This window comes from Bacillus sp. JZ105 (genome assembly GCF_053903125.1).
The window spans coordinates 2,531,772-2,553,213 of sequence record NZ_CP096387.1 but is presented as its reverse complement, the minus strand read 5'-3'; the positions used below and the strand labels follow the sequence as shown (position 1 = coordinate 2,553,213).

Genomic DNA, 21,442 nt, shown 5'->3' with positions numbered 1-21,442 from the left:
GGTTCTCATGAAAAAGAAAATTGCACTTTTGCCCGGCGATGGAATCGGACCGGAAGTCGTGACATCTGCAGTCGCAGTCCTTCAAGAGACAGCGGCTCAATTTAAGCACGAATTCGAATTCGAAACTGCGCTCATTGGCGGTATCGCAATAGATGAAAAAAACAACCCGCTTCCAAAGGAAACAGTAGATGTATGCAAAGGCTCTGATGCGATTTTATTAGGAGCAGTCGGCGGACCAAAGTGGGATCAAAACCCGCCAGAGCTTCGTCCAGAAAAAGGCCTGCTTGCCATTCGTAAACAGCTGGACTTATTTGCCAATATCCGCCCTGTAAAGGTGTTCGATAGCTTAAGCGAGGCATCTCCGTTAAAACAAGATCACATTAACGGAGTTGATTTCGTCATCGTTCGTGAATTAACAGGCGGTCTCTATTTTGGTGAACCAAGCGAACGCTATACGGATGATGAAGGAAAAGAAGCTGCCGTTGATACGCTCCTTTATACAAAGGAAGAAATTGTCCGCGTATTAAAAGAAGCGTTCGACATGGCCTTAACAAGACGGAAAAAAGTGACGTCTGTGGATAAAGCGAATGTTCTTGCTTCTAGTAAACTATGGCGGGATGCAGTAGGAGAAGTTGCTGCTCAATATCCAGAAGTTGAATTTGAGCATATGCTCGTCGATAATGCTGCCATGCAGCTGATTTACAAGCCCGCTCAATTTGATGTCATTGTGACGGAAAATATGTTCGGTGATATTTTAAGTGACGAAGCTTCTATGATTACTGGATCACTCGGCATGCTGCCATCTGCTAGTTTATCAAGCACAGGCCTTCATTTATATGAGCCAATTCATGGTTCAGCACCCGATATTGCGGGGCAAAACGTTGCAAACCCTCTGGCAACCATTTTATCAGCAGCAAGCTTGCTTAGAACTTCCTTTGCATTAGAAGAAGAAGCGGCTGCAATAGAAGAAGCTGTGGAGGCTGTTCTTGCCTCTGGCAAACGAACAAAAGATTTAGCAGCAAAAGAGGGAACTTATCAAACGACTGAAGAAATCACTAATGCGGTTGTAGACGCACTCAAGCAGCGCGTGCAAACCATTGTGTAAATAGAATCTTGTGGAATTAGGTAGAGGGAGGAAAAGGGTTATGCCTCGAACAATCATCGAAAAAATATGGGATCAGCATGTAGTCAAAAGCGGCGAGGGAAAACCAGACCTTTTATATATTGATCTGCACTTGGTGCATGAAGTGACATCACCTCAAGCATTTGAAGGATTAAGACAAAAAGGGCGCAAGGTGAGAAGACCTCAAAACACGTTTGCGACGATGGATCATAACATCCCAACTGTGAATCGATTTGTGATCAAAGATGAGATTGCTAAAAAGCAAGTGAGTGCCTTAGAGCGCAACTGTGCGGAATTTGGCGTTCGTCTTGCTGACCTTCACAGTGTTGACCAAGGAATCGTCCATGTCGTTGGACCTGAGCTTGGATTGACACTTCCGGGGAAAACAATCGTTTGTGGAGATAGTCATACATCAACTCACGGCGCGTTTGGTGCACTTGCCTTTGGGATCGGTACTAGTGAGGTTGAACATGTACTTTCTACACAAACACTTTGGCAGCAGCGTCCGAAAACGCTAGAAATTAGAGTAGACGGAAAGCTTCAAAAAGGGGTAACCGCCAAAGATGTCATTTTAGCCGTCATTGGTGCGCACGGCGTGAAGTTCGGCTCAGGTTATGTCATTGAATACACTGGGGAAGTATTCAGAAACATGACGATGGATGAGCGGATGACCGTTTGTAATATGTCAATTGAAGCAGGCGCAAGAGCAGGATTGATTGCACCTGATGAAGTCACCTTCGAATATTGCCGCGGCCGCAAATATGCACCGCAGGGTGAAGACTTCGAAGCAGCTATTAAAGAATGGGAAGAACTTAGAACAGATCCAGGGGCAACCTACGATAAAACCATTGTGTTAGATGGAAATCAGATTTCACCAATGGTTACGTGGGGAATTAACCCAGGAATGGTACTGCCTGTGGATGCATCAATCCCAGGACCTGAGGACTTTGCACAAGAAGATGATCAAAAAGAAGCGATTCGTGCTTATGAATACATGGGTGTCCATCCGCATCAGCGTATAGAAGATATTACGATTGAGCATGTCTTTATCGGCTCATGTACGAACTCAAGAATGACTGATTTACGCCAAGCCGCTTCTATGATTGAAGGACAAAAAGTAGCAGATCATGTCAGAGCGATTGTGGTGCCTGGCTCTCAAAGTGTCAAATTGCAAGCAGAAAAAGAAGGTCTTCATGAAATCTTCCTTGAAGCAGGATTTGAATGGAGAGAATCAGGCTGCAGTATGTGCCTTAGTATGAATAACGATGTGGTACCGGAGGGCGAACGCTGCGCGTCCACATCAAACCGTAACTTTGAAGGGCGTCAAGGGAAGGGTGCGAGAACGCATCTTGTCAGCCCTGCAATGGCTGCAATGGCTGCGATACATGGCCGCTTTGTCGATGTCAGGAAGTTTAATCAAGAGAAAACAGTCGTGTAAGGAGTTGTCATAGATGGAGCCTTTAGTCACTCATAAAGGAAAAGCCGCTGTGCTTAACCGTATCAATGTAGATACAGATCAAATTATTCCAAAGCAATTTTTAAAAAGAATTGAACGAACAGGATATGGCCGCTTTGCCTTTTTCGACTGGCGTTATTTAGCCGATGGCAGCCCAAATCCAGATTTTGAACTAAATCAGCCGATCTATGAAGGAGCATCCATTTTGATCGCAGGGGAGAACTTTGGCTGCGGATCATCTAGGGAACATGCTCCTTGGGCGCTTGATGATTATGGCTTTAAAATTGTCATCGCACCATCATTCGCAGATATATTTCATCAAAACTGCTTTAAAAATGGGATGCTTCCGATTCGCCTTGATTATGATGTGTGGAAAACCTTCGCTGCGTCATATGAGAACAAAGGGTATGAGATGACGGTTGATCTTGAAAAACAGCAGATAGAAGATCATGAAGGGAATATCACCCCCTTTCAAGTCGACCCTCACTGGAGAGAAATGCTCCTAAATGGTTATGATGAGATTTCATTAACATTACTTCTAGAAGATGACATTCAAGCATTTGAAGAAAAGCGCAGCAGCTGGCTGCGCGCTTAAGCAACGAGAAGCTGTCCGCCCGAGGTGTGACGGCTTCTTTTTTGCATGAAAACCTCTCGTTACTTGTGTTTACTAATCTTCGTTGGTAAACTGATAAAAAATATGCGCCCGAAAGGAACGTAAGCATGAAGCATGACAAGAAGAAAGATAATGTCATTTTGTTTCCTGGTCTGAAAGAAAGACTGATTGAAAAAGGAATGGCAGCATTAAAAGAAAAGCAGTATCAAGAGGCGCTTCACTTGTTTTCAGAAGCTAAATCGTACGATGACGATGAAGAATCCGATATTCACCTCGGAATGGCCATTTGTTTTCTGGAGCTGGGTGAGCTGCAGGATGCAAAGCGTGTTTGTGAAAAAATGCTGCATGAAGGATATGGCCACTATTTCACTGTGCTCCAAGTGTATATGACGATCCTCATTCAGCTGAAAGAATATGAAGAAGTCAAACAGACGATTGAGGCTGTGCTCGAGGAAAACCATCTTCCGGCAGAAAGCGCGGAGCATTTTTACAAGCTGCTCGAATTTAGCAGAAAAATGATCGAATCACCTGAAGAAATTTTAGATGAAGATGAGGACGCTGGAAGTGAGGTCAACATAGATGATATGCTGAAGCGTCCGGAAGAACAGGTCCAGTTCATTCATTCATTGAAAGACCGGAATATTACACCGCATATGGGTCTATTAAATACCATCTTACAAAATCCTGATGGGAACCCTTTGGTCAAATCAATGATTCTGCAGCTTCTGGCAGATCATGATGTGGCAAAACCGGTTCATGTGACAAAATTCGGTGATTCTTTAACCCTTATTCCTTCTGAGGCTGTAAAGCCAGAGCAGATGCCGCTTCTTCAGCAAGTTCTTCGTATGCTTGATGACACGCTCGGCAATGAGAATCCAACCCTTTACCAAGCCGTGGAAGAGTTATGGCGCCGGCACTTATTTGTGCTGTATCCATTTCTTCCTAAATACACAGATCCGAGTCTTTGGGCAGCGGCACTTCATAAAGTCGGCTATGAAATGCATGGGATTGAGATTGAACTCGAAGAATTGCATCTATTGTATGAATTTAACGAACGAGAGCTGAGAGAAGCTTGCACAATGCTGAAAGATATTGAAGAAATTTCTTATTTGTAATTTGTCGATTTAGTTGAAAGACGGACTTGTTATGTTATAATATAATGGTTGTATTTGTGCATATATAGTGCAGTTGTCAGATTCCAACAGTTGAAAGACGATATGTATAATCAAGTCAAATGTTGTATACATAATGCAAGCTTCTTAGCGGAGTGCGTGGTTTTTGATTGGACGAAGTCTTTATGATGCTTTAGAATGGAGCAACGCACAATCTGAATAGATTTTTGGAGGGAAACACACATGTCAGTAAAATGGGAAAAACAAGAAGGTAACGAAGGCGTACTAACTGTAGAAGTTGACGCTGAAACATTTAACAAAGCACTTGATGATGCATTTAAGAAAGTGGTTAAGCAAGTATCGATCCCTGGATTCCGTAAAGGGAAAGTACCACGTGGTCTTTTCGAGCAGCGTTTTGGTGTAGAATCTCTTTATCAAGATGCATTAGATATTCTTCTTCCAGTTGAATATCCAAAAGCAATTGACGAAGCTGGTATTGAGCCAGTTGACCGTCCTGAAATCGATGTTGAGAAAATCGAAAAAGGCGAAAGCTTAATCTTCACTGCAAAAGTAACAGTGAAACCTGAAGTAAAACTTGGTGACTACAAAGGTCTTAACGTAGAAAAAGACGACACAGCTGTTACTGATGAAGATGTACAAGAAGAGCTTAAAGGCATGCAAAACCGTCAAGCTGAGCTTGTTGTCAAAGAAGAAGGCGCAATCGAAAACGGCGATACAGTTGTTCTTGATTTCGAAGGATTCGTTGATGGAGAAGCATTCGAAGGCGGAAAAGCTGAGAACTACTCTCTTGAAGTAGGTTCTGGTTCATTCATCCCTGGTTTCGAAGAGCAATTAGTTGGTCTTGAAGCTGGCGCTGAAAAAGACGTAGAAGTTACATTCCCAGAAGAATACCATGCTGAAGACCTTGCAGGTAAACCAGCTGTATTCAAAGTGAAAATTCATGAAATCAAAGCAAAAGAACTTCCAGCACTTGACGATGAGTTCGCTAAAGATGTTGATGAAGAAGTAGAAACGCTTGCTGAGTTAACTGAAAAAACGAAGAAACGTCTTGAAGAAGCAAAAGAAAACGAAGCAGAAGGAAAACTTCGTGAAGAGCTAGTTGCGAAAGCTTCTGAAAATGCGGAAGTTGACATCCCGCAAGCGATGGTTGATACAGAGCTAGACCGCATGATGAAAGAATTCGAACAGCGTCTTCAAATGCAAGGAATGAACCTTGAGCTTTACTTCCAATTCTCTGGACAAGATGAAGATGCGCTGAAAGAGCAAATGAAAGAAGATGCTGCTAAACGCGTAAAATCTAACCTAACACTTGAAGCAATTGCTGCTGCAGAAAACTTACAAGTGTCTGACGAAGAAGTGGAAGAAGAACTTTCAAAAATGGCTGAAGCATACAACATGCCAATTGAAAATATCAAACAAGCGATCGGATCTACTGAAGCAATGAAAGAAGATCTAAAAGTTCGTAAAGCAATTGATTTTCTTGTAGAAAACCGTTAATATGGTGCATAATAATAAAACAGGGCGCGAGTGACTCGTGCCTTGTTTTGTACAATTTTTGACTTATCATCGCTTCTTTTGGAAACGATAGTGTAAGTCGCATCTTTCTGTCATACATATCTCAATGTGCAGTGTTAGAAACACATCGTTACCGTCTTTTAGGAAAGTATGGTAAAATGCATACATAGTGGACCCAGAAAGGTAGCTGACTGTTAGCTACAGGCAAGTGAAGAAGAATAAGGGGTGAAAGAATGTTTAAATTCAACGAGGAAAAAGGTCAATTAAAATGCTCGTTTTGCGGAAAAACGCAAGATCAAGTGCGTAAACTGGTCGCAGGACCTGGCGTATATATATGTGATGAATGTATCGAGCTTTGCACGGAAATAGTTGAAGAAGAGCTCGGCACAGAGGAAGAAGTTGAATTCAAGGATGTTCCGAAGCCTCATGAAATTCGGGAGATTCTTGATGAATATGTCATCGGACAAGACAATGCGAAAAAATCCTTAGCTGTAGCGGTGTATAACCACTACAAACGGATCAATTCCAACAGCAAGATTGATGATGTTGAGCTTTCGAAAAGTAATATTTCTATGATTGGACCAACAGGAAGCGGTAAAACATTACTTGCTCAAACACTTGCACGTATTTTAAATGTGCCATTTGCGATCGCAGATGCAACATCATTAACTGAAGCGGGTTATGTTGGTGAAGACGTAGAGAATATTTTACTAAAGCTGATCCAGGCAGCGGATTATGATGTAGAAAAAGCGGAAAAAGGCATTATCTACATCGATGAGATCGATAAAGTAGCAAGAAAATCAGAAAACCCTTCTATCACTCGCGATGTATCTGGGGAAGGCGTCCAGCAAGCCCTTTTGAAAATTCTTGAAGGAACAGTCGCTAGTGTACCGCCTCAAGGTGGACGTAAGCATCCGCATCAAGAATTCATTCAAATTGATACGACGAACATCCTTTTCATTTGTGGAGGAGCCTTTGACGGGATTGAGCAAATCATCAAACGCCGCTTAGGTCAAAAAGTAATTGGATTCGGTGCGGAAAATAAAGTCGAAGATCTTGAAAAAGAAGTCCTTCTATCAAAAGTACTGCCAGAAGACTTGCTTCGCTTCGGTTTAATTCCAGAATTCATCGGTCGTCTGCCGGTTATTGCAAGCCTAGAGCCGTTAGATGAAAAAGCACTTGTAGAAATCTTGACGAAGCCTAAAAATGCGCTTGTTAAGCAATATACAAAAATGCTTGAGCTTGACGATGTAGAGCTTGAATTTGAAGAAGATGCTCTTAGCGAAATTGCGAAAAAGGCAATTGAGCGTAAAACAGGAGCTCGTGGTCTTCGCTCGATCATTGAAGGCATCATGCTAGATGTCATGTTTGACCTTCCATCTCGTGATGATATTGAAAAATGTGTCATCACTGGTGCAACGGTTGCTGATGGTGAGCCGCCGCGTCTTGTGTTAAAGGATGGCACAGTCGTCAACAAAGATACTAAAACATCTGCATAAGAGAAGTTTTACTCCTGAATCATTTTGATTCAGGAGTTTTTTATTTATCGAAGAAGACGTGTTTATTCCGTCCAGCTCTAGGAAATACTAGCAGACAGAAACCAATACATACGATAGATGAAGGAGGGAGCACCGATTGAGCTGGACAGGAATCGTATTATTTATACAGCTGTTCTTTGGTATCGTCATCGGGCTGTACTTTTGGAACTTACTGCGAAATCAGCGCACACAAAAGGTGACGATAGACAAAGAATCAAAAAAAGAAATGGAAGCACTCAGAAAGATGCGGTCAATCAAGCTGAGTGAGCCTTTATCAGAGAGAGTCCGGCCAAAGGGGTTTCAAGATATTGTAGGGCAGGAAGACGGCATTCGTGCTCTAAAAGCAGCGCTGTGCGGACCGAATCCTCAGCATGTCATTGTCTACGGACCACCGGGGGTGGGAAAAACAGCCGCTGCCCGTCTTGTCATGGAAGAAGCGAAACGTCATGCTGATTCACCGTTTAAGAAAGATGCGGTATTTGTGGAGCTCGATGCCACAACCGCAAGATTCGATGAACGGGGCATCGCAGACCCGCTCATTGGTTCTGTGCATGACCCGATTTACCAAGGGGCGGGAGCGATGGGACAGGCAGGTATTCCGCAGCCAAAACAAGGAGCCGTTACGCATGCGCATGGCGGGGTTCTGTTTATCGATGAAATTGGGGAACTGCATCCGATTCAAATGAACAAAATGCTGAAAGTCCTTGAAGATCGGAAAGTATTTTTAGATAGCGCCTACTACAGCGAGGAAAACACTCAAATTCCGAATCACATTCATGACATTTTTCAAAATGGACTTCCGGCTGATTTTCGATTGATTGGCGCCACGACAAGAACACCTGAAGAAATTCCACCAGCGATTCGATCGAGGTGTTTGGAAATTTTCTTTAAGGACCTTGACCAGCATGAACTGAAAATTGTCGCTGCTAAGGCTGTCCAGAAAATCCAAAAGGAATTATGTGATGAAGGGCTGAACCTGTTAACCTCTTATGTGAAAAATGGCCGTGAAGCAGTCAATATGGTGCAGATCGCCGCTGGAATGGCCGTCACGGAAAACAGAAAAGACATCACGATCGCCGATGTCGAGTGGGTCATTCACTCAAGCCAGCTGACACCAAGATATGAACAAAAAGTACCGGAAAAGCCAAAAGTCGGTGTAGTGAATGGTCTGGCAGTCTACGGACCAAACAGCGGTGCCTTGCTCGAGATTGAAGTGAATATATGTAAGGCGCTTGAAAAAGGAAGTATCAACATTACAGGTATTGCAGAAGAAGAAAGCATTGGCAGTCAATCTAAATCCATTCGACGAAAAAGTATGGCAAAAGGATCTGTTGAAAATGTATTAACAGTGCTGAGAAACTTAGGGATACGGACAAATGAATATGACATCCATATTAATTTTCCAGGCGGTGCCCCTATTGATGGACCGTCTGCTGGGATTGCCATGGCGGCGGCGATTTTCTCTGCCATTCATCAAATCCCGATTGATCATCTGACAGCAATGACAGGTGAAATCGGATTGCAGGGTCAGGTGAAGCCGATTGGCGGTGTGATATCGAAGATTAAGGCGGCGAAACAAGCTGGTGCCACAACCGTGATTATTCCTTATGACAACCAGCAGTCGATCTTAAAAGAGATTGAAGGCGTCACCATTGTGCCTGTGAAGCACTTCCAAGAGGTGCTGGATCACTGTTTGGTCAACCCGCCAGACGAGAAGAAAGATGGACTAGAAGAGGAAATGAAAAGAAAATCTGTTTAATCCCCATCACATATGGGGATTTTTTAGTGAAATAGATCTTTTTTTCTTTTTCAAGATAAAAAGAAAGGGTATACTACGGTAAGATCATCATTTCTTAAGTCTTTTACATTGTACAAGACTGAAACAGATATATTATAATGATTCATACTAGTGACGGAGGTGTCAATCAACATGGCAGATGAAATCAAAAAGAATGTTCCGCTCCTTCCACTGCGAGGCTTGCTTGTTTATCCAACAATGGTCTTGCATTTGGACGTTGGACGCGAGAAGTCTGTTCAAGCATTAGAACAGGCGATGATGAACGATCATATGATTTTTCTAGCAACACAGCGGGAAATTTCAATAGATGAACCAGGTGAAGAGGAAATTTTCAAAGTCGGCACCTACACAAAAATCAAACAAATGCTGAAGCTGCCGAATGGAACGATTCGTGTACTCGTTGAAGGCTTAAATCGAGCGCAGATCGATTCATACGTGGAGCTTGAGGACTATACGTCCGTCGATATTAAAGAATTGGCAGAAGAAGAATTAAAGGACGCAGAAGCAGAAGCACTCATGCGCACTTTGTTAGATCACTTTGATCAGTACATAAAAATTTCAAAAAAAATCTCAGCTGAAACATATGCAACGGTGACGGATATTGAGGAACCGGGGAGAATGGCAGATATCGTCGCTTCTCACCTGCCGCTCAAATTAAAGGATAAACAAGAAGTACTGGAAACAGTGGATGTCAAAAAACGTCTGAATCGTGTCATCAGCTTAATCCACAATGAAAAAGAAGTGCTGGAAATTGAAAAGAAAATTGGACAGCGCGTCAAACGTTCAATGGAACGAACGCAAAAAGAATATTATTTGCGTGAACAAATGAAAGCCATTCAAAAGGAGCTTGGAGACAAGGAAGGGAAAACAGGCGAAGTCAGTTCATTAATGTCTAAAATCGAAGAGTCCAGCATGCCTGAGTCTGTTCGTGAAACGGCGTTAAAAGAATTGAACCGTTATGAAAAAATTCCTTCAAGCTCTGCGGAGAGCTCTGTCATTCGAAATTATATTGATTGGCTGATCAATCTTCCATGGGGCATCTATACAGAAGATCGTCTAGATTTAAAGCTTGCAAGTGAAATTTTAGATGATGAGCATCATGGGCTGGAAAAAGTCAAGGAACGTGTGCTTGAATACCTTGCTGTACAGAAGCTGACCAATTCATTAAAAGGACCGATTCTTTGCTTAGCAGGACCTCCTGGGGTAGGGAAAACGTCACTTGCCAAATCGATTGCTAAATCACTTGATCGAAAGTTTATCCGTATCTCTCTTGGCGGGGTGCGTGATGAATCTGAGATTCGCGGACATAGAAGAACGTATGTAGGGGCGATGCCAGGCCGTATCATTCGCGGGATGAGTAAGGCAGGCACAATGAATCCAGTGTTTCTTTTAGATGAAATCGATAAGATGTCCTCTGATTTTAGAGGTGATCCGTCCTCTGCGATGCTTGAAGTGCTGGATCCAGAGCAAAATCACAACTTTAGCGATCACTATATTGAAGAGACATTTGATTTATCGCAGGTGTTATTTATTGCCACTGCCAACAATTTAGCAACCATTCCAGGTCCACTTCGTGATAGAATGGAGATTATCACGATTGCAGGGTATACAGAGGTTGAAAAAGCAGAGATTGTGAAAGATCACCTTCTGCCGAAGCAGCTAAAGGAGCACGGATTAAAGAAAGGGAACTTGCAGCTTCGTGAAGCAGCGATTTATGATATGATTCGCTATTACACAAGAGAAGCAGGAGTTCGTGGATTAGAGCGTCAGCTTGCGGCCATTTGCCGAAAAGCGGCAAGAGCGATTGTGGCTGAAGAACGCAAGCGCATCACAGTGACGGAAAAGAACTTATCTGAATTCCTTGGAAAAAGACTTTACCGTTATGGCCAGGCTGAAACGACAGACCAAGTCGGGGTTGTCACAGGACTTGCGTATACGACAGTTGGAGGAGACACCTTATCCATTGAGGTATCACTTTCTCCTGGTAAAGGCAAGCTCTTGTTAACAGGTAAGCTTGGCGATGTCATGAGAGAATCTGCACAGGCGGCATTCAGTTATATTCGTTCCAAAGCAGATGAACTGAACATTGATCCTAATTTTAATGAAAAGCACGATATTCATATCCATGTTCCAGAAGGTGCGGTTCCAAAGGACGGGCCTTCAGCTGGTATCACCATTGCGACGGCTCTTGTATCAGCACTCACAGGACGTCCTGTGTCAAAAGAGGTTGGTATGACAGGAGAGATAACGTTAAGAGGAAGAGTGCTTCCGATTGGCGGATTAAAAGAAAAAGCATTAGGCGCACATCGTGCAGGATTGAAAACCATTATTCTTCCAAAGGACAATGAGAAGGATATTGATGATATTCCTGAAAGTGTGAGAGAAGGACTAACCTTTATTCCGGTCTCACATTTAGATGAGGTGCTTGAGAAAGCGTTGGTAGGAGAGGGAAGATGAAAGTAACAAAATCAGATATCGTCATTAGTGCGGTGAAACCAGAGCAGTACCCAAGCGGCGGACTGCCTGAAATCGCGCTTGCTGGACGATCAAATGTTGGAAAGTCCTCGTTCATCAACTCATTGATTAATCGTAAAAATTTAGCGCGTACGTCTTCTAAACCAGGTAAGACCCAGACGCTTAATTTCTACATTATTAATGATATGCTCCATTTTGTGGATGTTCCGGGCTACGGCTTTGCCAAAGTATCAAAAACAGAGCGTGAGGCCTGGGGTAGAATGATCGAAACGTATATTACAATGCGTGAAGAATTAAAAGCAGTCGTCCAAATTGTGGATCTGCGCCATAAGCCATCAGTAGATGATGTGAACATGTATGAGTTCCTTAAATATTACGGAGTTCCCGTGATCGTCATCGCAACAAAAGCGGATAAAATTCCAAAAGGCAAATGGGAAAAACATGCGAAAGTCGTCAAACAGACGCTCGACATTGACCCATCAGATGAACTCATCTTATTCTCTTCTGAAACAAAAAAAGGAAAAGATGAAGCCTGGAATGCGATCCTTGCGAAAGTAAACGGCTAAGAAGCAATAAAAAAGTTGTAAGAAAACTTATGTTTTCTTACAACTTTTTTTTATATGCGGACAGAGGACGTAGAATATGAATGAAAACGATGAATTTAAAATTAGTTTTTGTTTCTAAAATCACTTAAATTGTTTGTTGCGGAAAGTTAATTAAAATTGCATTTGGTGTTAAATAAATACTTTGTTTACAAATAAAAACAATTTTGCTAATATGAAATTGAAAAAATTTCAGATAGGAGTGGTAATAATGAATTTAAAAGCAAGAACTTGTTACAATTACTCACTAAATGAAATGAAGGAAAAGCAATCAAAACTGAAGGCGAGAACATGCTATAATTACTCGCTAAATGAAATGAAAGAAATGCAAAAGGAATTAAAGAAAAAGTAAGAGAGATTTTCATGAGAAACAGAGATTTTTAAAATCTCTGTTTCTAACCACTTAAATAAGGAATAGTGTATATGAACATTAGGAAAGTGAATACATTAGTCTATTTGGATACCATGATCGTTTTCATAGGGGCATTAGTTTGGACTGGATTGCCTCTTTATTTTTTTGAAATGACTGGCTCATATTTTTATGCAGGCAGTATGTATCTGATTGGTGGTTTTTCGTTTATTTTAAGTAATATTGTGAGTAATTATTTATTTAAAGTCTTATCTAAATACACGGCAAAATTTTTCGTCATTACTTTGTCCATCTTAACCATTGTTTCGTTTTTTGCTTTAAACAAACAATTATTTAATTTAATGTTTTGTTTAATGCTTGCTTTTCAATTTTTTATAAATGGCCTATCGTTTATTTTGGAATCAGGTTTTAACATGTATTTATCCAATCAGCCTCATAAAGATATTGCATATCGTAATATGTTTTTACTTTCAGCTAAAACAATTGGTTTCTTTAGTGGGCCCATTTTATTTATATTCATTGGGGAGGAAATGTATCTTTTTTTTCTAATGTTCTTTGTTGCTTTGTTGGTGTATGAGTATTTATATCCGATTGTTCCCCGCTTGAAAATTGAAAGTATATCTTTAAAGAATGTTGGAATATTCAAAAAAACACCAAAGAGTTATTTGTTCATCATGTTTATTGATGGGATGTTTTTACCTATAGTTATGAATTATTCCTTTATTATTCTGAAAGAAACGTTTTCTGCAAGTGATCTGACTGTATCATTATTTTGGCTAATTGGTGGGGTATCAGTTTTACTAGGAAATCTATTGATCCGAAGAATTGATATAAAAAAAATACATTCGAGAGTCTATTTTATAATGATATTTCTCATATTTGGTTTAATTTTGATGATCCTAGCTCCCAATAGTTCATTGTTTTTAATAGGTTTTTTTATTTTGACACTCATTAATCCATTGTTTATGAGTTTAATCAAATCTTCTTTTTTAGTTTTTTTTGATCCTAATTATAGAAGTATAGCGCTCGCAGGTATGAATACATTAAATCAGTTAGGAACAATATTAATTATTACAGTTATTACATTCATGCTGGAAAGCTCAAAATTTTTCAATATTCATTACATCATTCCGTTATGTCTTTGTATTGGAGTCATTCGATTTTTGATTCTAAAAAATATTTTAAAAAGGGGAGTTCAATGAATGGATAAGTTGAGTTATCCTGAATTTTCAGTGGACTTAGTAGAAGCCTGTTTGAGGTTTGGTTACTATTTTGAAGGAATGAATAAAGAAAATGTTACTCGTTTAGTAGATCAATACAAAAAATTTTGGTTCATGATTAAAAAATATCCCGATCGTTCTTTTGCTCCAAATACTGAAATTGATGAGGTTTGGCATTTACATATGCTATTACCACAAAACTATTACTACGATTGTATGTCATATTTTGGTATTATTTTAGCCCATGATGCTGGATATGGGAATCAAGCTAATGAAGTTGATATATTAAATGAAATATTTGATAGCGGGAATGATTTATGGGAAAAAGAATTTGGCTTTAGATTGCCTGACGAAAATGAACTTGAGAGGAAAATTTGACAGCAACACTTCTATCATTTTGTTGAAAATTGATACATGGATAGGAAAACAAAACCGTCTTACCTGCAAAAATGGTGCTAAACAAGCAATTGCAGATAAGACGGTTATTCTTATCTTTAAGTATATTTCAAAAATTTAACAAACAGTCAATTGTTGTTTTATAAGTATAAGTTATTTCCTTTTTAAAAATAATAAGAGGAGACTGACAGCAATCAGTACATAAGGCCAGTACAATTCAAAGCCGGAAACAGGGATCGAAAGGGAACTTAGCTGTTTTGTAATTTGCTGAAAGAAATAAAGGAACAAACCGAGTGCGATCAGCACAACACTTTCAATACGATATTCTTTTTTCTGAGATGATTTCACAAAGAGTGCAAGTCCTACGATGAACACAATCATTGTAAATGTGTCTGGCCAGTGGTCCAATTTAGGCTGAAGAATAAAGTGTAGCGAAAGGCCTGTCATGAGCATACCGATAAACACATGAGCACTTTCTTGCTCCTTTTTTCCTTGATATAAGAACGCGAGGCCAAAAAGCAGTACAAGTGTATACCATTTCTCTTGATCCTTCCAAATGTCAAATTGACCTCCTGAGAGAATGGCATATAGCGCTACAGCCAGTAAAGTGAGCGGCAGCAAAATGGATTTCTTCTTCAAAGATGTCACCTTCTTTTAAGCAGATCATTTGTCCGCACGCGCCAAATCTGGTAAATTGCTTGAAGTGACGATCTGGCATAATTGGTGTCGAACATTTTTCTACTATATCACAACATTTTTGAAATCTGTTCACAATTTTTATCCAGTTAAAAATGAATATATGTTATAATCATTATAAATAATAAATTCTATATTGTAATTATTATAAATTAGACAGGGCGTTGGGGGTGCAAGCTGAAGTTATGCATATTCTTGTTGTGGGTTTAGATTATAAAACAGCCCCTGTTGAGATACGGGAACAGCTGAGCTTTGAACCGAGTGAGCTCGGAACAGCGATGTCCAAGCTTAAAGAAGAAAAAAGCATTCTAGAGAATATCGTCATCTCAACATGTAATCGAACAGAGATCTACGCAGTAGTAGATCAGCTTCATACTGGACGGTTTTATATAAAAAGATTTTTAGCCGATTGGTTCGGTTTAGAAAAGGAAGATGTCTCTCCATATTTGAAGTTCTATGAAAACGATGGAGCGGTTGAGCATTTATTCCGTGTAGCTTGTGGACTTGATTCCATGGTCATTGGTGAAACGCAAATACTCGGTCAAGTACGTTCCAGCTTTAAAGTAGCTCAAGAGGAGAAGACCATTGGTACCGTTTTCAATTATTTATTTAAACAGGCGGTAACCGTTGCAAAACGCTCTCATGCGGAAACAGATATTGCGTCTAATGCCGTATCTGTCAGCTATGCAGCTGTTGAGCTTGCCAAAAAAATCTTTGGACGTCTTTCTGATAAGCATGTCCTGATTCTTGGTGCGGGCAAAATGGGCGAACTGGCGGCTCAAAACCTTCAAGGTCAAGGAATTGGCCAAGTAACGGTTATCAATCGAACGTTTGAGAAAGCAAAGGAATTGGCGGGTCGTTTTTCAGGAGAGCCTAAGAGCTTAAACCAATTAGAAAAAACATTATCTGAAGCGGATATTTTAATCAGCTCAACGGGTGCGAAACAATTTGTTATTACAAAAGAAATGGTCGAAAGTGCGAATAAAAAGCGGAAGGGCAGACCTCTATTTATGGTGGATATTGCTGTACCTCGTGATTTAGATCCAGCCATTTCTGAAGTAGAAGGTGCTTTTTTGTATGACATTGATGACCTTGAAGGCATCGTGGCTGCCAACTTAAAAGAACGCCGTGCAGTGGCTGAGCAGGTTGAGCTTCTGATTGAAGCAGAAATTGTGGAATTTAAGCAATGGCTGAATACGTTAGGTGTTGTTCCGGTCATTTCTGCACTGAGAGAAAAAGCACTCACAATTCAAGCCGATACGATGCAGAGTATTGAGCGGAAGCTTCCAAACCTCACAAACCGTGAAATGAAGCTGTTAAATAAACATACGAAAAGCATCATTAACCAAATGCTGAAAGATCCTATCTTAAAGGCAAAAGAAATTGCCGCGGAGCCGAATGCAGAGGAAAAGCTTTTACTCTTTAAAGAAATCTTTGATTTACAGGTTGAAGATGAAGAGCAAAAGGCCGAGCCGATGCAGGTGGAGCAAGGATCATTTCAGCTGTTCAAACCAAATATGGCGCAAGGCTTTGCTACAGTTGCCAGTGAGTGATTAAGCGATGATGGAATCCATTGTAGCGAGACTCAATGAAGCAACGATCTTAATCTATGCACTAAGTGTCTTGTTCTATTTCATAGATTTTCTTCAACACAACCGGAAGGCTGGAAAAATGGCTTTCTGGTTGCTTTCTATTGTCTGGCTGCTGCAAACAGTCTACATGTTCTATATTATGATGGAAACAGACCGATTCCCTGTGTTGAATGTAGCAGAGGGGTTATATTTTTATACGTGGGTGCTTGTGACACTGTCTCTTGTGCTCACAAAGGTATTGCGCGTTGAATTTATTGTCTTTTTTACAAATGTGATCGGTTTTTCCATGATGGCGATTCACACCTTTACACCATCTGATCTCCATTCAGCAGAACTAACGGGGAAGCTGACGAGTGAACTGCTCGTGATTCATATTACGATGGCGATTTTATCCTACGGTGCCTTTTCGCTTTCATTTGCGTTTTCACTGCTTTATCTCTTTCAATATCGTTTGCTGAAAAAGAAAAAATGGGGAAAATGGCTTCTGAGAATTGAAGACTTATCAAAGCTGGATCATATGGCTTACGTATTAAACATCATTGGTGTGCCTATGCTCTTGCTTAGTTTAATTCTTGGCATCATATGGGCATATATTTCGTATGATACGTTGTACTGGACAGATGCAAAGGTGCTTGGTTCGTTTATTATGCTGTTTTTATACGGCTTTTACTTATATATCAGATTGGTGAGAAATATGCAGGGCAAAATCGTGGCACTATGGAATGTCGCTTCATTTCTTGTGCTGATGATTAATTATTTTCTGCTTGGTAGCTTATCAACCTTTCATTGGTTTCAATAATGATGAGTCTTAAAGGCATTGTCGGGAGGAAGACGTATTGCGTACAATTAAAGTAGGTTCTAGACGAAGTAAGCTGGCAATTACACAAACAAAATGGGTCATTCAAAAGCTGTCTGAACTAAACCCTTCTTATTCTTTTGAAATAAAAGAAATTGTGACAAAGGGTGATCAAATTTTAGATGTGACTTTATCTAAGGTTGGCGGAAAAGGACTGTTTGTTAAAGAGATCGAGCAGGCGATGCTGAATCATGACATCGATATGGCGGTTCACAGCATGAAGGATATGCCGGCTGCTCTTCCGGAAGGTTTAGTTATTGGCTGTATTCCTGAGCGTGAAGATGTGCGGGATGCCCTTATTTCGAAGGATCATCTGAGTCTCAGCGAACTGCCTAAGGGCGCAATTGTGGGAACGAGCAGCTTACGGCGCAGCGCCCAGATTCTTCAGGAAAGACCAGATCTTGAGATTAAATGGATTCGAGGAAACATTGATACAAGATTGGAAAAACTGAAAAATGAAGAGTATGATGCCATAATTCTAGCGGCTGCCGGTCTGTCTAGAATGGGATGGAGCAAAGAGGTCGTGTCAGAATTTTTATCCCCTGAGACTTGCCTTCCTGCCGTTGGACAAGGCGCACTGTCGATTGAGTGCCGCGGGGATGATGAAGAACTGCTTAAGCTTCTCGCCCAATTTACGAATGAATATACGAAGAAAACGGTCCTTGCAGAAAGAGCCTTCCTCAAACAAATGGATGGAAGCTGTCAGGTGCCGATCGCTGGCTATGCAACGATGAATGAGCATCATGAAATTGAACTAACAGGTCTTGTTGCATCTGCTGATGGGCACACGATTATTCGAGAAACCGTCACAGGCACTGATCCTGAAGCCATTGGAACAGCGTGTGCGAAGCAGATGGCCGATAAGGGAGCAAAGGATTTGATCGACAAGGTGAAAAAGGATCTGTCTCAATGAGCATAGGCAAATCGCTTCACGGACAGACGGTGCTTGTCACTCGAAATGAACGTCAAGCGGGCGTCTTTCAGCAAAAGATTGAAGCGCTGAACGGCCATGCGGTTTTAACCTCTCTTATTCGGTTTGAGCCTACGCTCACAACAGAAAAAGCGCAGGCCTTTTTAAAGGACTTACAAAATAGCCACTGGCTTGTTTTCACGAGTGTGAATGGTGCGTCTTTTTTTCTGAACTACATAAAAGACCATCATTTACATAAGAGCTTATCCCATTTGAAAGTGGCTGCTGTAGGAGAGAAAACCTCCGCCTATCTTGAGCAGCATGGTTTGAAGGTGGATGTGGTGCCAGAACGATTTATAGCGGAAGAGCTGGCAGATGCATTACTTGACCATGTACGCCCAGGAGAGCGTGTGTTTGTAGCAAAAGGGCATCTGTCACGAGATGTGGTGAAAGAGACCCTCATTCCGCTCGGCATAGAGGTAAAAGAATGGATTTTATATGAAACAGTCAAGGATGAGGAAGGAATTGCTGCTCTTAAATCGGCAATGACGAAGCAATCATTTGATTTTATTACATTTACGAGCTCATCCACTGTTCATTCTTTTATGCATGTGATGGAACCAGACGCAGCGATGCTTGCTGCATCTGACACCTGTTTTGTGACGATCGGTCCTCTGACAAAAGAGGCACTGCTTCAATACGGGATTTCTTCTGAAACCCCAGATACTTATACGATAGACGGAATGCTTGAATTAATGTGCCGTTTATCTGAAAGGAAGTTGAACCATTGATGAAATTTAATAGACACCGCAGATTGCGGACAAGCGCAGGAATGAGAGAATTAGTCAGAGAAACCTTTTTAAGACCATCTGATTTCATTTACCCGATCTTTTTTGTAGAGGGAGAAAATGTCCGAAAAGAAGTCTCTTCAATGCCGGGTGTATATCACATTTCTGTAGATCTGGTGAAAGAAGAAGTCCAAGAGCTTGTGGATCTTGGCATCAAATCAATCATTGTATTTGGTGTGCCGGATCATAAAGATCATGTAGGCAGTGAGGCGTATCATGATCATGGCATTGTTCAAAGAGCAACGCTTGAAATCAAAAAGCATTTCCCAGAGCTCGTGGTCATTGCAGACACTTGCTTATGCCAATATACAGATCACGGACATTGCGGAATCGTTGAAGATGGAGAAATTTTAAATGATGAATCTCTTCAGCTATTAGCGAAAACGGCTGTCAGCCAAGCGCGTGCAGGTGCAGATATCATCGCGCCTTCAAATATGATGGACGGATTTGTTGTTGCCATTCGTGAGGCACTTGATGAAGCAGGCTTTATTCATGTACCTGTCATGTCATATGCGGTGAAATATGCAAGTGCTTTTTACGGTCCGTTTCGTGATGCGGCACATAGTACACCGCAGTTTGGAGATCGTAAAACATATCAAATGGACCCTGCAAACCGTTTAGAGGCTCTAAGAGAAGCGCAATCTGATGTAGAAGAGGGAGCTGACTTCTTGATTGTCAAACCATCTCTTTCTTACTTAGACATTATGCGTGATGTGAAAAATGAATTTACACTCCCTGTTGTTGCTTATAATGTGAGCGGAGAGTATGCGATGGTGAAAGCCGCCGCTCAAAATGGCTGGATTTCTGAAAAAGAGCTTGTTCTTGAAATGCTGACAAGCATGAAACGTGCAGGAGCAGAACTCATTATCACGTATCATGCAAAAGATGCAGCAAAATGGCTCTCAGAATAAAGAACGGATAGACAGGAGGACGTTGAAATGGGACGTAGCTATGAAAAATCAAAGCAAGCATTTGAAGAAGCACAGCATTTAATGCCTGGTGGTGTCAACAGCCCTGTGCGTGCATTTAAATCAGTCAACACAGACCCGATTTTTATGGAACGAGGCAAAGGCGCCAAGATCTATGATATTGATGGAAATGAATACATCGATTATGTCTTATCATGGGGACCGCTTATTTTAGGACATACGAATGACCGTGTTGTTGAAAGCATTCAGCGAGTAGCGGAAAATGGGACAAGCTTCGGTGCTTCTACGTTAGTTGAAAATGAATTAGCTAAACTTGTATCAGAACGGGTTCCTTCCATCGAAGTTATTCGCATGGTCAGCTCTGGTACAGAGGCGACGATGAGTGCACTTCGTCTCGCTCGTGGTTTTACAGGCAGAAATAAAATTGTGAAATTTGAAGGCTGCTATCATGGCCACGGTGATTCTTTGCTCATTAAAGCGGGTTCTGGAGTAGCAACGCTTGGACTGCCGGATAGTCCTGGTGTTCCTGAAGGGACTGCAAGTAACACAATCACTGTACCGTACAATGATTTAGAAAGTATTCAAGTTGCTTTTCAAGAATTTGGAGATGATATCGCGGGTGTTATTGTAGAGCCGGTCGCAGGAAATATGGGGGTTGTCCCTCCGCAAGAAGGTTTCTTGCAAGGACTGAGAGACATCACGGAGCAATACGGATCATTGCTTATTTTTGATGAGGTCATGACAGGCTTCCGTGTGGATTATCACTGCGCGCAAGGCTATTTTGGCATCACACCTGATCTGACGTGCCTTGGTAAAGTGATTGGCGGCGGTCTTCCGGTCGGTGCTTATGGCGGAAGAGCGGATATTATGAGACAAATTGCGCCAAGTGGTCCAATATATCAAGCAGGAACGTTATCTGGTAACCCTCTTGCGATGACAGCAGGTTTAGAAACTCTAAAACAGCTGACACCCGAGTCTTATGAAGAATTTAAACGAAAAGGTGACCGTTTAGAAGAAGGTATTTCGAAAGCAGCGAAAGCATACGGAATTCCATTAACGTTTAACCGCGCGGGTTCCATGATCGGATTCTTCTTTACAAATGAAAAAGTGATCAATTATGACAAAGCGAAAACAGCTGATCTTGCTTTATTCGCTGAATTTTACAAGGAAATGGCCGATCACGGCATCTTCCTCCCGCCTTCTCAATTTGAAGGACTATTCCTGTCAACAGCTCATACAGATGAAGACATCGAATATACGATTGAGACAGCGGAAAAGGTTTTTCAAAAACTACGTCGATAAAACAAAAGCCGATATGGAGACATATCGGCTTTTTTGCATTAGAGAAAACCAATCATATTTTCACCTCCTC

General features: G+C 41.2%; 19 protein-coding genes. 18 read left to right on the top strand and 1 reads right to left on the bottom strand.

The annotated features are described in order from the left end of the window. Positions 1-7 precede the first annotated feature (7 nt). The 12 genes from leuB (at position 8) to M1D81_RS13070 (ending at position 14,221) form a co-directional block, all read left to right on the top strand. Positions 8-1,105 carry a 3-isopropylmalate dehydrogenase gene (gene leuB, locus M1D81_RS13125; protein ID WP_456266672.1) on the top strand — a complete coding sequence of 366 codons (1,098 nt, stop codon included), beginning with the start codon at positions 8-10 and terminating at the stop codon, positions 1,103-1,105. 40 nt (positions 1,106-1,145) lie between these two features. After that, positions 1,146-2,561, top strand: coding sequence for a 3-isopropylmalate dehydratase large subunit (gene leuC / locus M1D81_RS13120; RefSeq protein WP_025092482.1), 1,416 nt, complete (start codon positions 1,146-1,148; stop codon positions 2,559-2,561). 13 nt (positions 2,562-2,574) lie between these two features. Then, entirely contained in the window at positions 2,575-3,174 is a 600-nt protein-coding gene (leuD, locus tag M1D81_RS13115) for a 3-isopropylmalate dehydratase small subunit (RefSeq protein ID WP_024423183.1), read from the top strand. A gap of 125 nt (positions 3,175-3,299) precedes the next feature. Then, positions 3,300-4,307, top strand: coding sequence for a DNA damage checkpoint antagonist DdcA (ddcA, locus tag M1D81_RS13110; RefSeq protein ID WP_456266673.1), 1,008 nt, complete (start codon positions 3,300-3,302; stop codon positions 4,305-4,307). 240 nt (positions 4,308-4,547) lie between these two features. Further along, complete coding sequence (tig, locus tag M1D81_RS13105; protein WP_034279803.1) at positions 4,548-5,822, top strand: trigger factor; 1,275 nt, start codon at positions 4,548-4,550, stop codon at positions 5,820-5,822. 251 nt (positions 5,823-6,073) lie between these two features. Next, positions 6,074-7,339, top strand: a complete 1,266-nt coding sequence (gene clpX / locus M1D81_RS13100; RefSeq protein ID WP_024423180.1) for an ATP-dependent protease ATP-binding subunit ClpX — start codon at positions 6,074-6,076, stop codon at positions 7,337-7,339. Positions 7,340-7,475: 136 nt separating this feature from the next. Beyond that, positions 7,476-9,137, top strand: a complete 1,662-nt coding sequence (gene lonB / locus M1D81_RS13095) for an ATP-dependent protease LonB (protein WP_456266674.1) — start codon at positions 7,476-7,478, stop codon at positions 9,135-9,137. 171 nt (positions 9,138-9,308) lie between these two features. Then, a complete protein-coding gene (gene lon / locus M1D81_RS13090; protein ID WP_456266675.1) occupies positions 9,309-11,633 on the top strand; it encodes an endopeptidase La in 2,325 nt (774 codons plus the stop codon). After that, entirely contained in the window at positions 11,630-12,217 is a 588-nt protein-coding gene (yihA, locus tag M1D81_RS13085; RefSeq protein ID WP_024423177.1) for a ribosome biogenesis GTP-binding protein YihA/YsxC, read from the top strand. The genes lon and yihA overlap by 4 nt, the downstream gene beginning before the upstream one ends. A 247-nt stretch (positions 12,218-12,464) precedes the next feature. Then, positions 12,465-12,605: a hypothetical protein gene (locus M1D81_RS13080; RefSeq protein ID WP_456266676.1), complete on the top strand. Its 141-nt coding sequence runs from the start codon at positions 12,465-12,467 to the stop codon at positions 12,603-12,605. A 71-nt stretch (positions 12,606-12,676) separates the two neighbouring features. Continuing rightward, entirely contained in the window at positions 12,677-13,825 is a 1,149-nt protein-coding gene (locus M1D81_RS13075) for an MFS transporter (protein ID WP_456266677.1), read from the top strand. Then, complete coding sequence (locus tag M1D81_RS13070; RefSeq protein WP_456266678.1) at positions 13,826-14,221, top strand: hypothetical protein; 396 nt, start codon at positions 13,826-13,828, stop codon at positions 14,219-14,221. 171 nt (positions 14,222-14,392) lie between these two features. On the opposite strand, the gene M1D81_RS13065 is transcribed toward M1D81_RS13070, so the two are convergent. Beyond that, on the bottom strand, positions 14,393-14,878 hold the full coding sequence (locus M1D81_RS13065; protein ID WP_024423176.1) for a hypothetical protein: 486 nt from the start codon (positions 14,876-14,878) through the stop codon (positions 14,393-14,395). Positions 14,879-15,120: 242 nt separating this feature from the next. Here M1D81_RS13065 and hemA point away from each other — a divergent pair, with 242 nt between their 5' ends. From hemA to hemL, 6 genes are read left to right on the top strand one after another with little or no spacing between them, the layout of a single operon-like run. Then, the gene (hemA, locus tag M1D81_RS13060) at positions 15,121-16,488 is read left to right on the top strand and encodes a glutamyl-tRNA reductase (protein WP_456267115.1); all 1,368 of its coding nucleotides are present in this window, start codon (positions 15,121-15,123) and stop codon (positions 16,486-16,488) included. A gap of 7 nt (positions 16,489-16,495) precedes the next feature. Beyond that, complete coding sequence (locus tag M1D81_RS13055) at positions 16,496-17,326, top strand: cytochrome c biogenesis protein (RefSeq protein ID WP_024423174.1); 831 nt, start codon at positions 16,496-16,498, stop codon at positions 17,324-17,326. A 37-nt stretch (positions 17,327-17,363) separates the two neighbouring features. Continuing rightward, a complete protein-coding gene (hemC, locus tag M1D81_RS13050; RefSeq protein WP_456266679.1) occupies positions 17,364-18,296 on the top strand; it encodes a hydroxymethylbilane synthase in 933 nt (310 codons plus the stop codon). Further along, positions 18,293-19,084 (top strand): uroporphyrinogen-III synthase, encoded by a 792-nt coding sequence (locus tag M1D81_RS13045; protein ID WP_456266680.1) that lies wholly within the window; start codon positions 18,293-18,295, stop codon positions 19,082-19,084. The genes hemC and M1D81_RS13045 overlap by 4 nt, the downstream gene beginning before the upstream one ends. Next, entirely contained in the window at positions 19,084-20,052 is a 969-nt protein-coding gene (hemB, locus tag M1D81_RS13040) for a porphobilinogen synthase (RefSeq protein WP_029706177.1), read from the top strand. The genes M1D81_RS13045 and hemB overlap by 1 nt, the downstream gene beginning before the upstream one ends. Before the next feature lie 27 nt (positions 20,053-20,079). Beyond that, entirely contained in the window at positions 20,080-21,372 is a 1,293-nt protein-coding gene (gene hemL / locus M1D81_RS13035) for a glutamate-1-semialdehyde 2,1-aminomutase (protein WP_456266681.1), read from the top strand. The last annotated feature ends 70 nt before the right edge of the window (positions 21,373-21,442 follow it).

Excerpts from the sequence above, each read along its gene's own strand:
- M1D81_RS13070 (WP_456266678.1), top strand. The coding sequence starts at position 13,826 with ATGGATAAGTTGAGTTATCCTGAATTTTCAGTGGACTTAGTAGAAGCC.
- M1D81_RS13045 (WP_456266680.1), top strand. The coding sequence starts at position 18,293 with ATGAGCATAGGCAAATCGCTTCACGGACAGACGGTGCTTGTCACTCGA.
- leuC (WP_025092482.1), top strand. The coding sequence starts at position 1,146 with ATGCCTCGAACAATCATCGAAAAAATATGGGATCAGCATGTAGTCAAA.
- yihA (WP_024423177.1), top strand. The coding sequence starts at position 11,630 with ATGAAAGTAACAAAATCAGATATCGTCATTAGTGCGGTGAAACCAGAG.
- tig (WP_034279803.1), top strand. The coding sequence starts at position 4,548 with ATGTCAGTAAAATGGGAAAAACAAGAAGGTAACGAAGGCGTACTAACT.
- ddcA (WP_456266673.1), top strand. The coding sequence starts at position 3,300 with ATGAAGCATGACAAGAAGAAAGATAATGTCATTTTGTTTCCTGGTCTG.
- hemA (WP_456267115.1), top strand. The coding sequence starts at position 15,121 with ATGCATATTCTTGTTGTGGGTTTAGATTATAAAACAGCCCCTGTTGAG.
- clpX (WP_024423180.1), top strand. The coding sequence starts at position 6,074 with ATGTTTAAATTCAACGAGGAAAAAGGTCAATTAAAATGCTCGTTTTGC.
- hemB (WP_029706177.1), top strand. The coding sequence starts at position 19,084 with ATGAAATTTAATAGACACCGCAGATTGCGGACAAGCGCAGGAATGAGA.
- leuB (WP_456266672.1), top strand. The coding sequence starts at position 8 with ATGAAAAAGAAAATTGCACTTTTGCCCGGCGATGGAATCGGACCGGAA.
- M1D81_RS13075 (WP_456266677.1), top strand. The coding sequence starts at position 12,677 with ATGAACATTAGGAAAGTGAATACATTAGTCTATTTGGATACCATGATC.
- M1D81_RS13055 (WP_024423174.1), top strand. The coding sequence starts at position 16,496 with ATGATGGAATCCATTGTAGCGAGACTCAATGAAGCAACGATCTTAATC.
- M1D81_RS13080 (WP_456266676.1), top strand. The coding sequence starts at position 12,465 with ATGAATTTAAAAGCAAGAACTTGTTACAATTACTCACTAAATGAAATG.
- hemL (WP_456266681.1), top strand. The coding sequence starts at position 20,080 with ATGGGACGTAGCTATGAAAAATCAAAGCAAGCATTTGAAGAAGCACAG.
- lon (WP_456266675.1), top strand. The coding sequence starts at position 9,309 with ATGGCAGATGAAATCAAAAAGAATGTTCCGCTCCTTCCACTGCGAGGC.
- leuD (WP_024423183.1), top strand. The coding sequence starts at position 2,575 with ATGGAGCCTTTAGTCACTCATAAAGGAAAAGCCGCTGTGCTTAACCGT.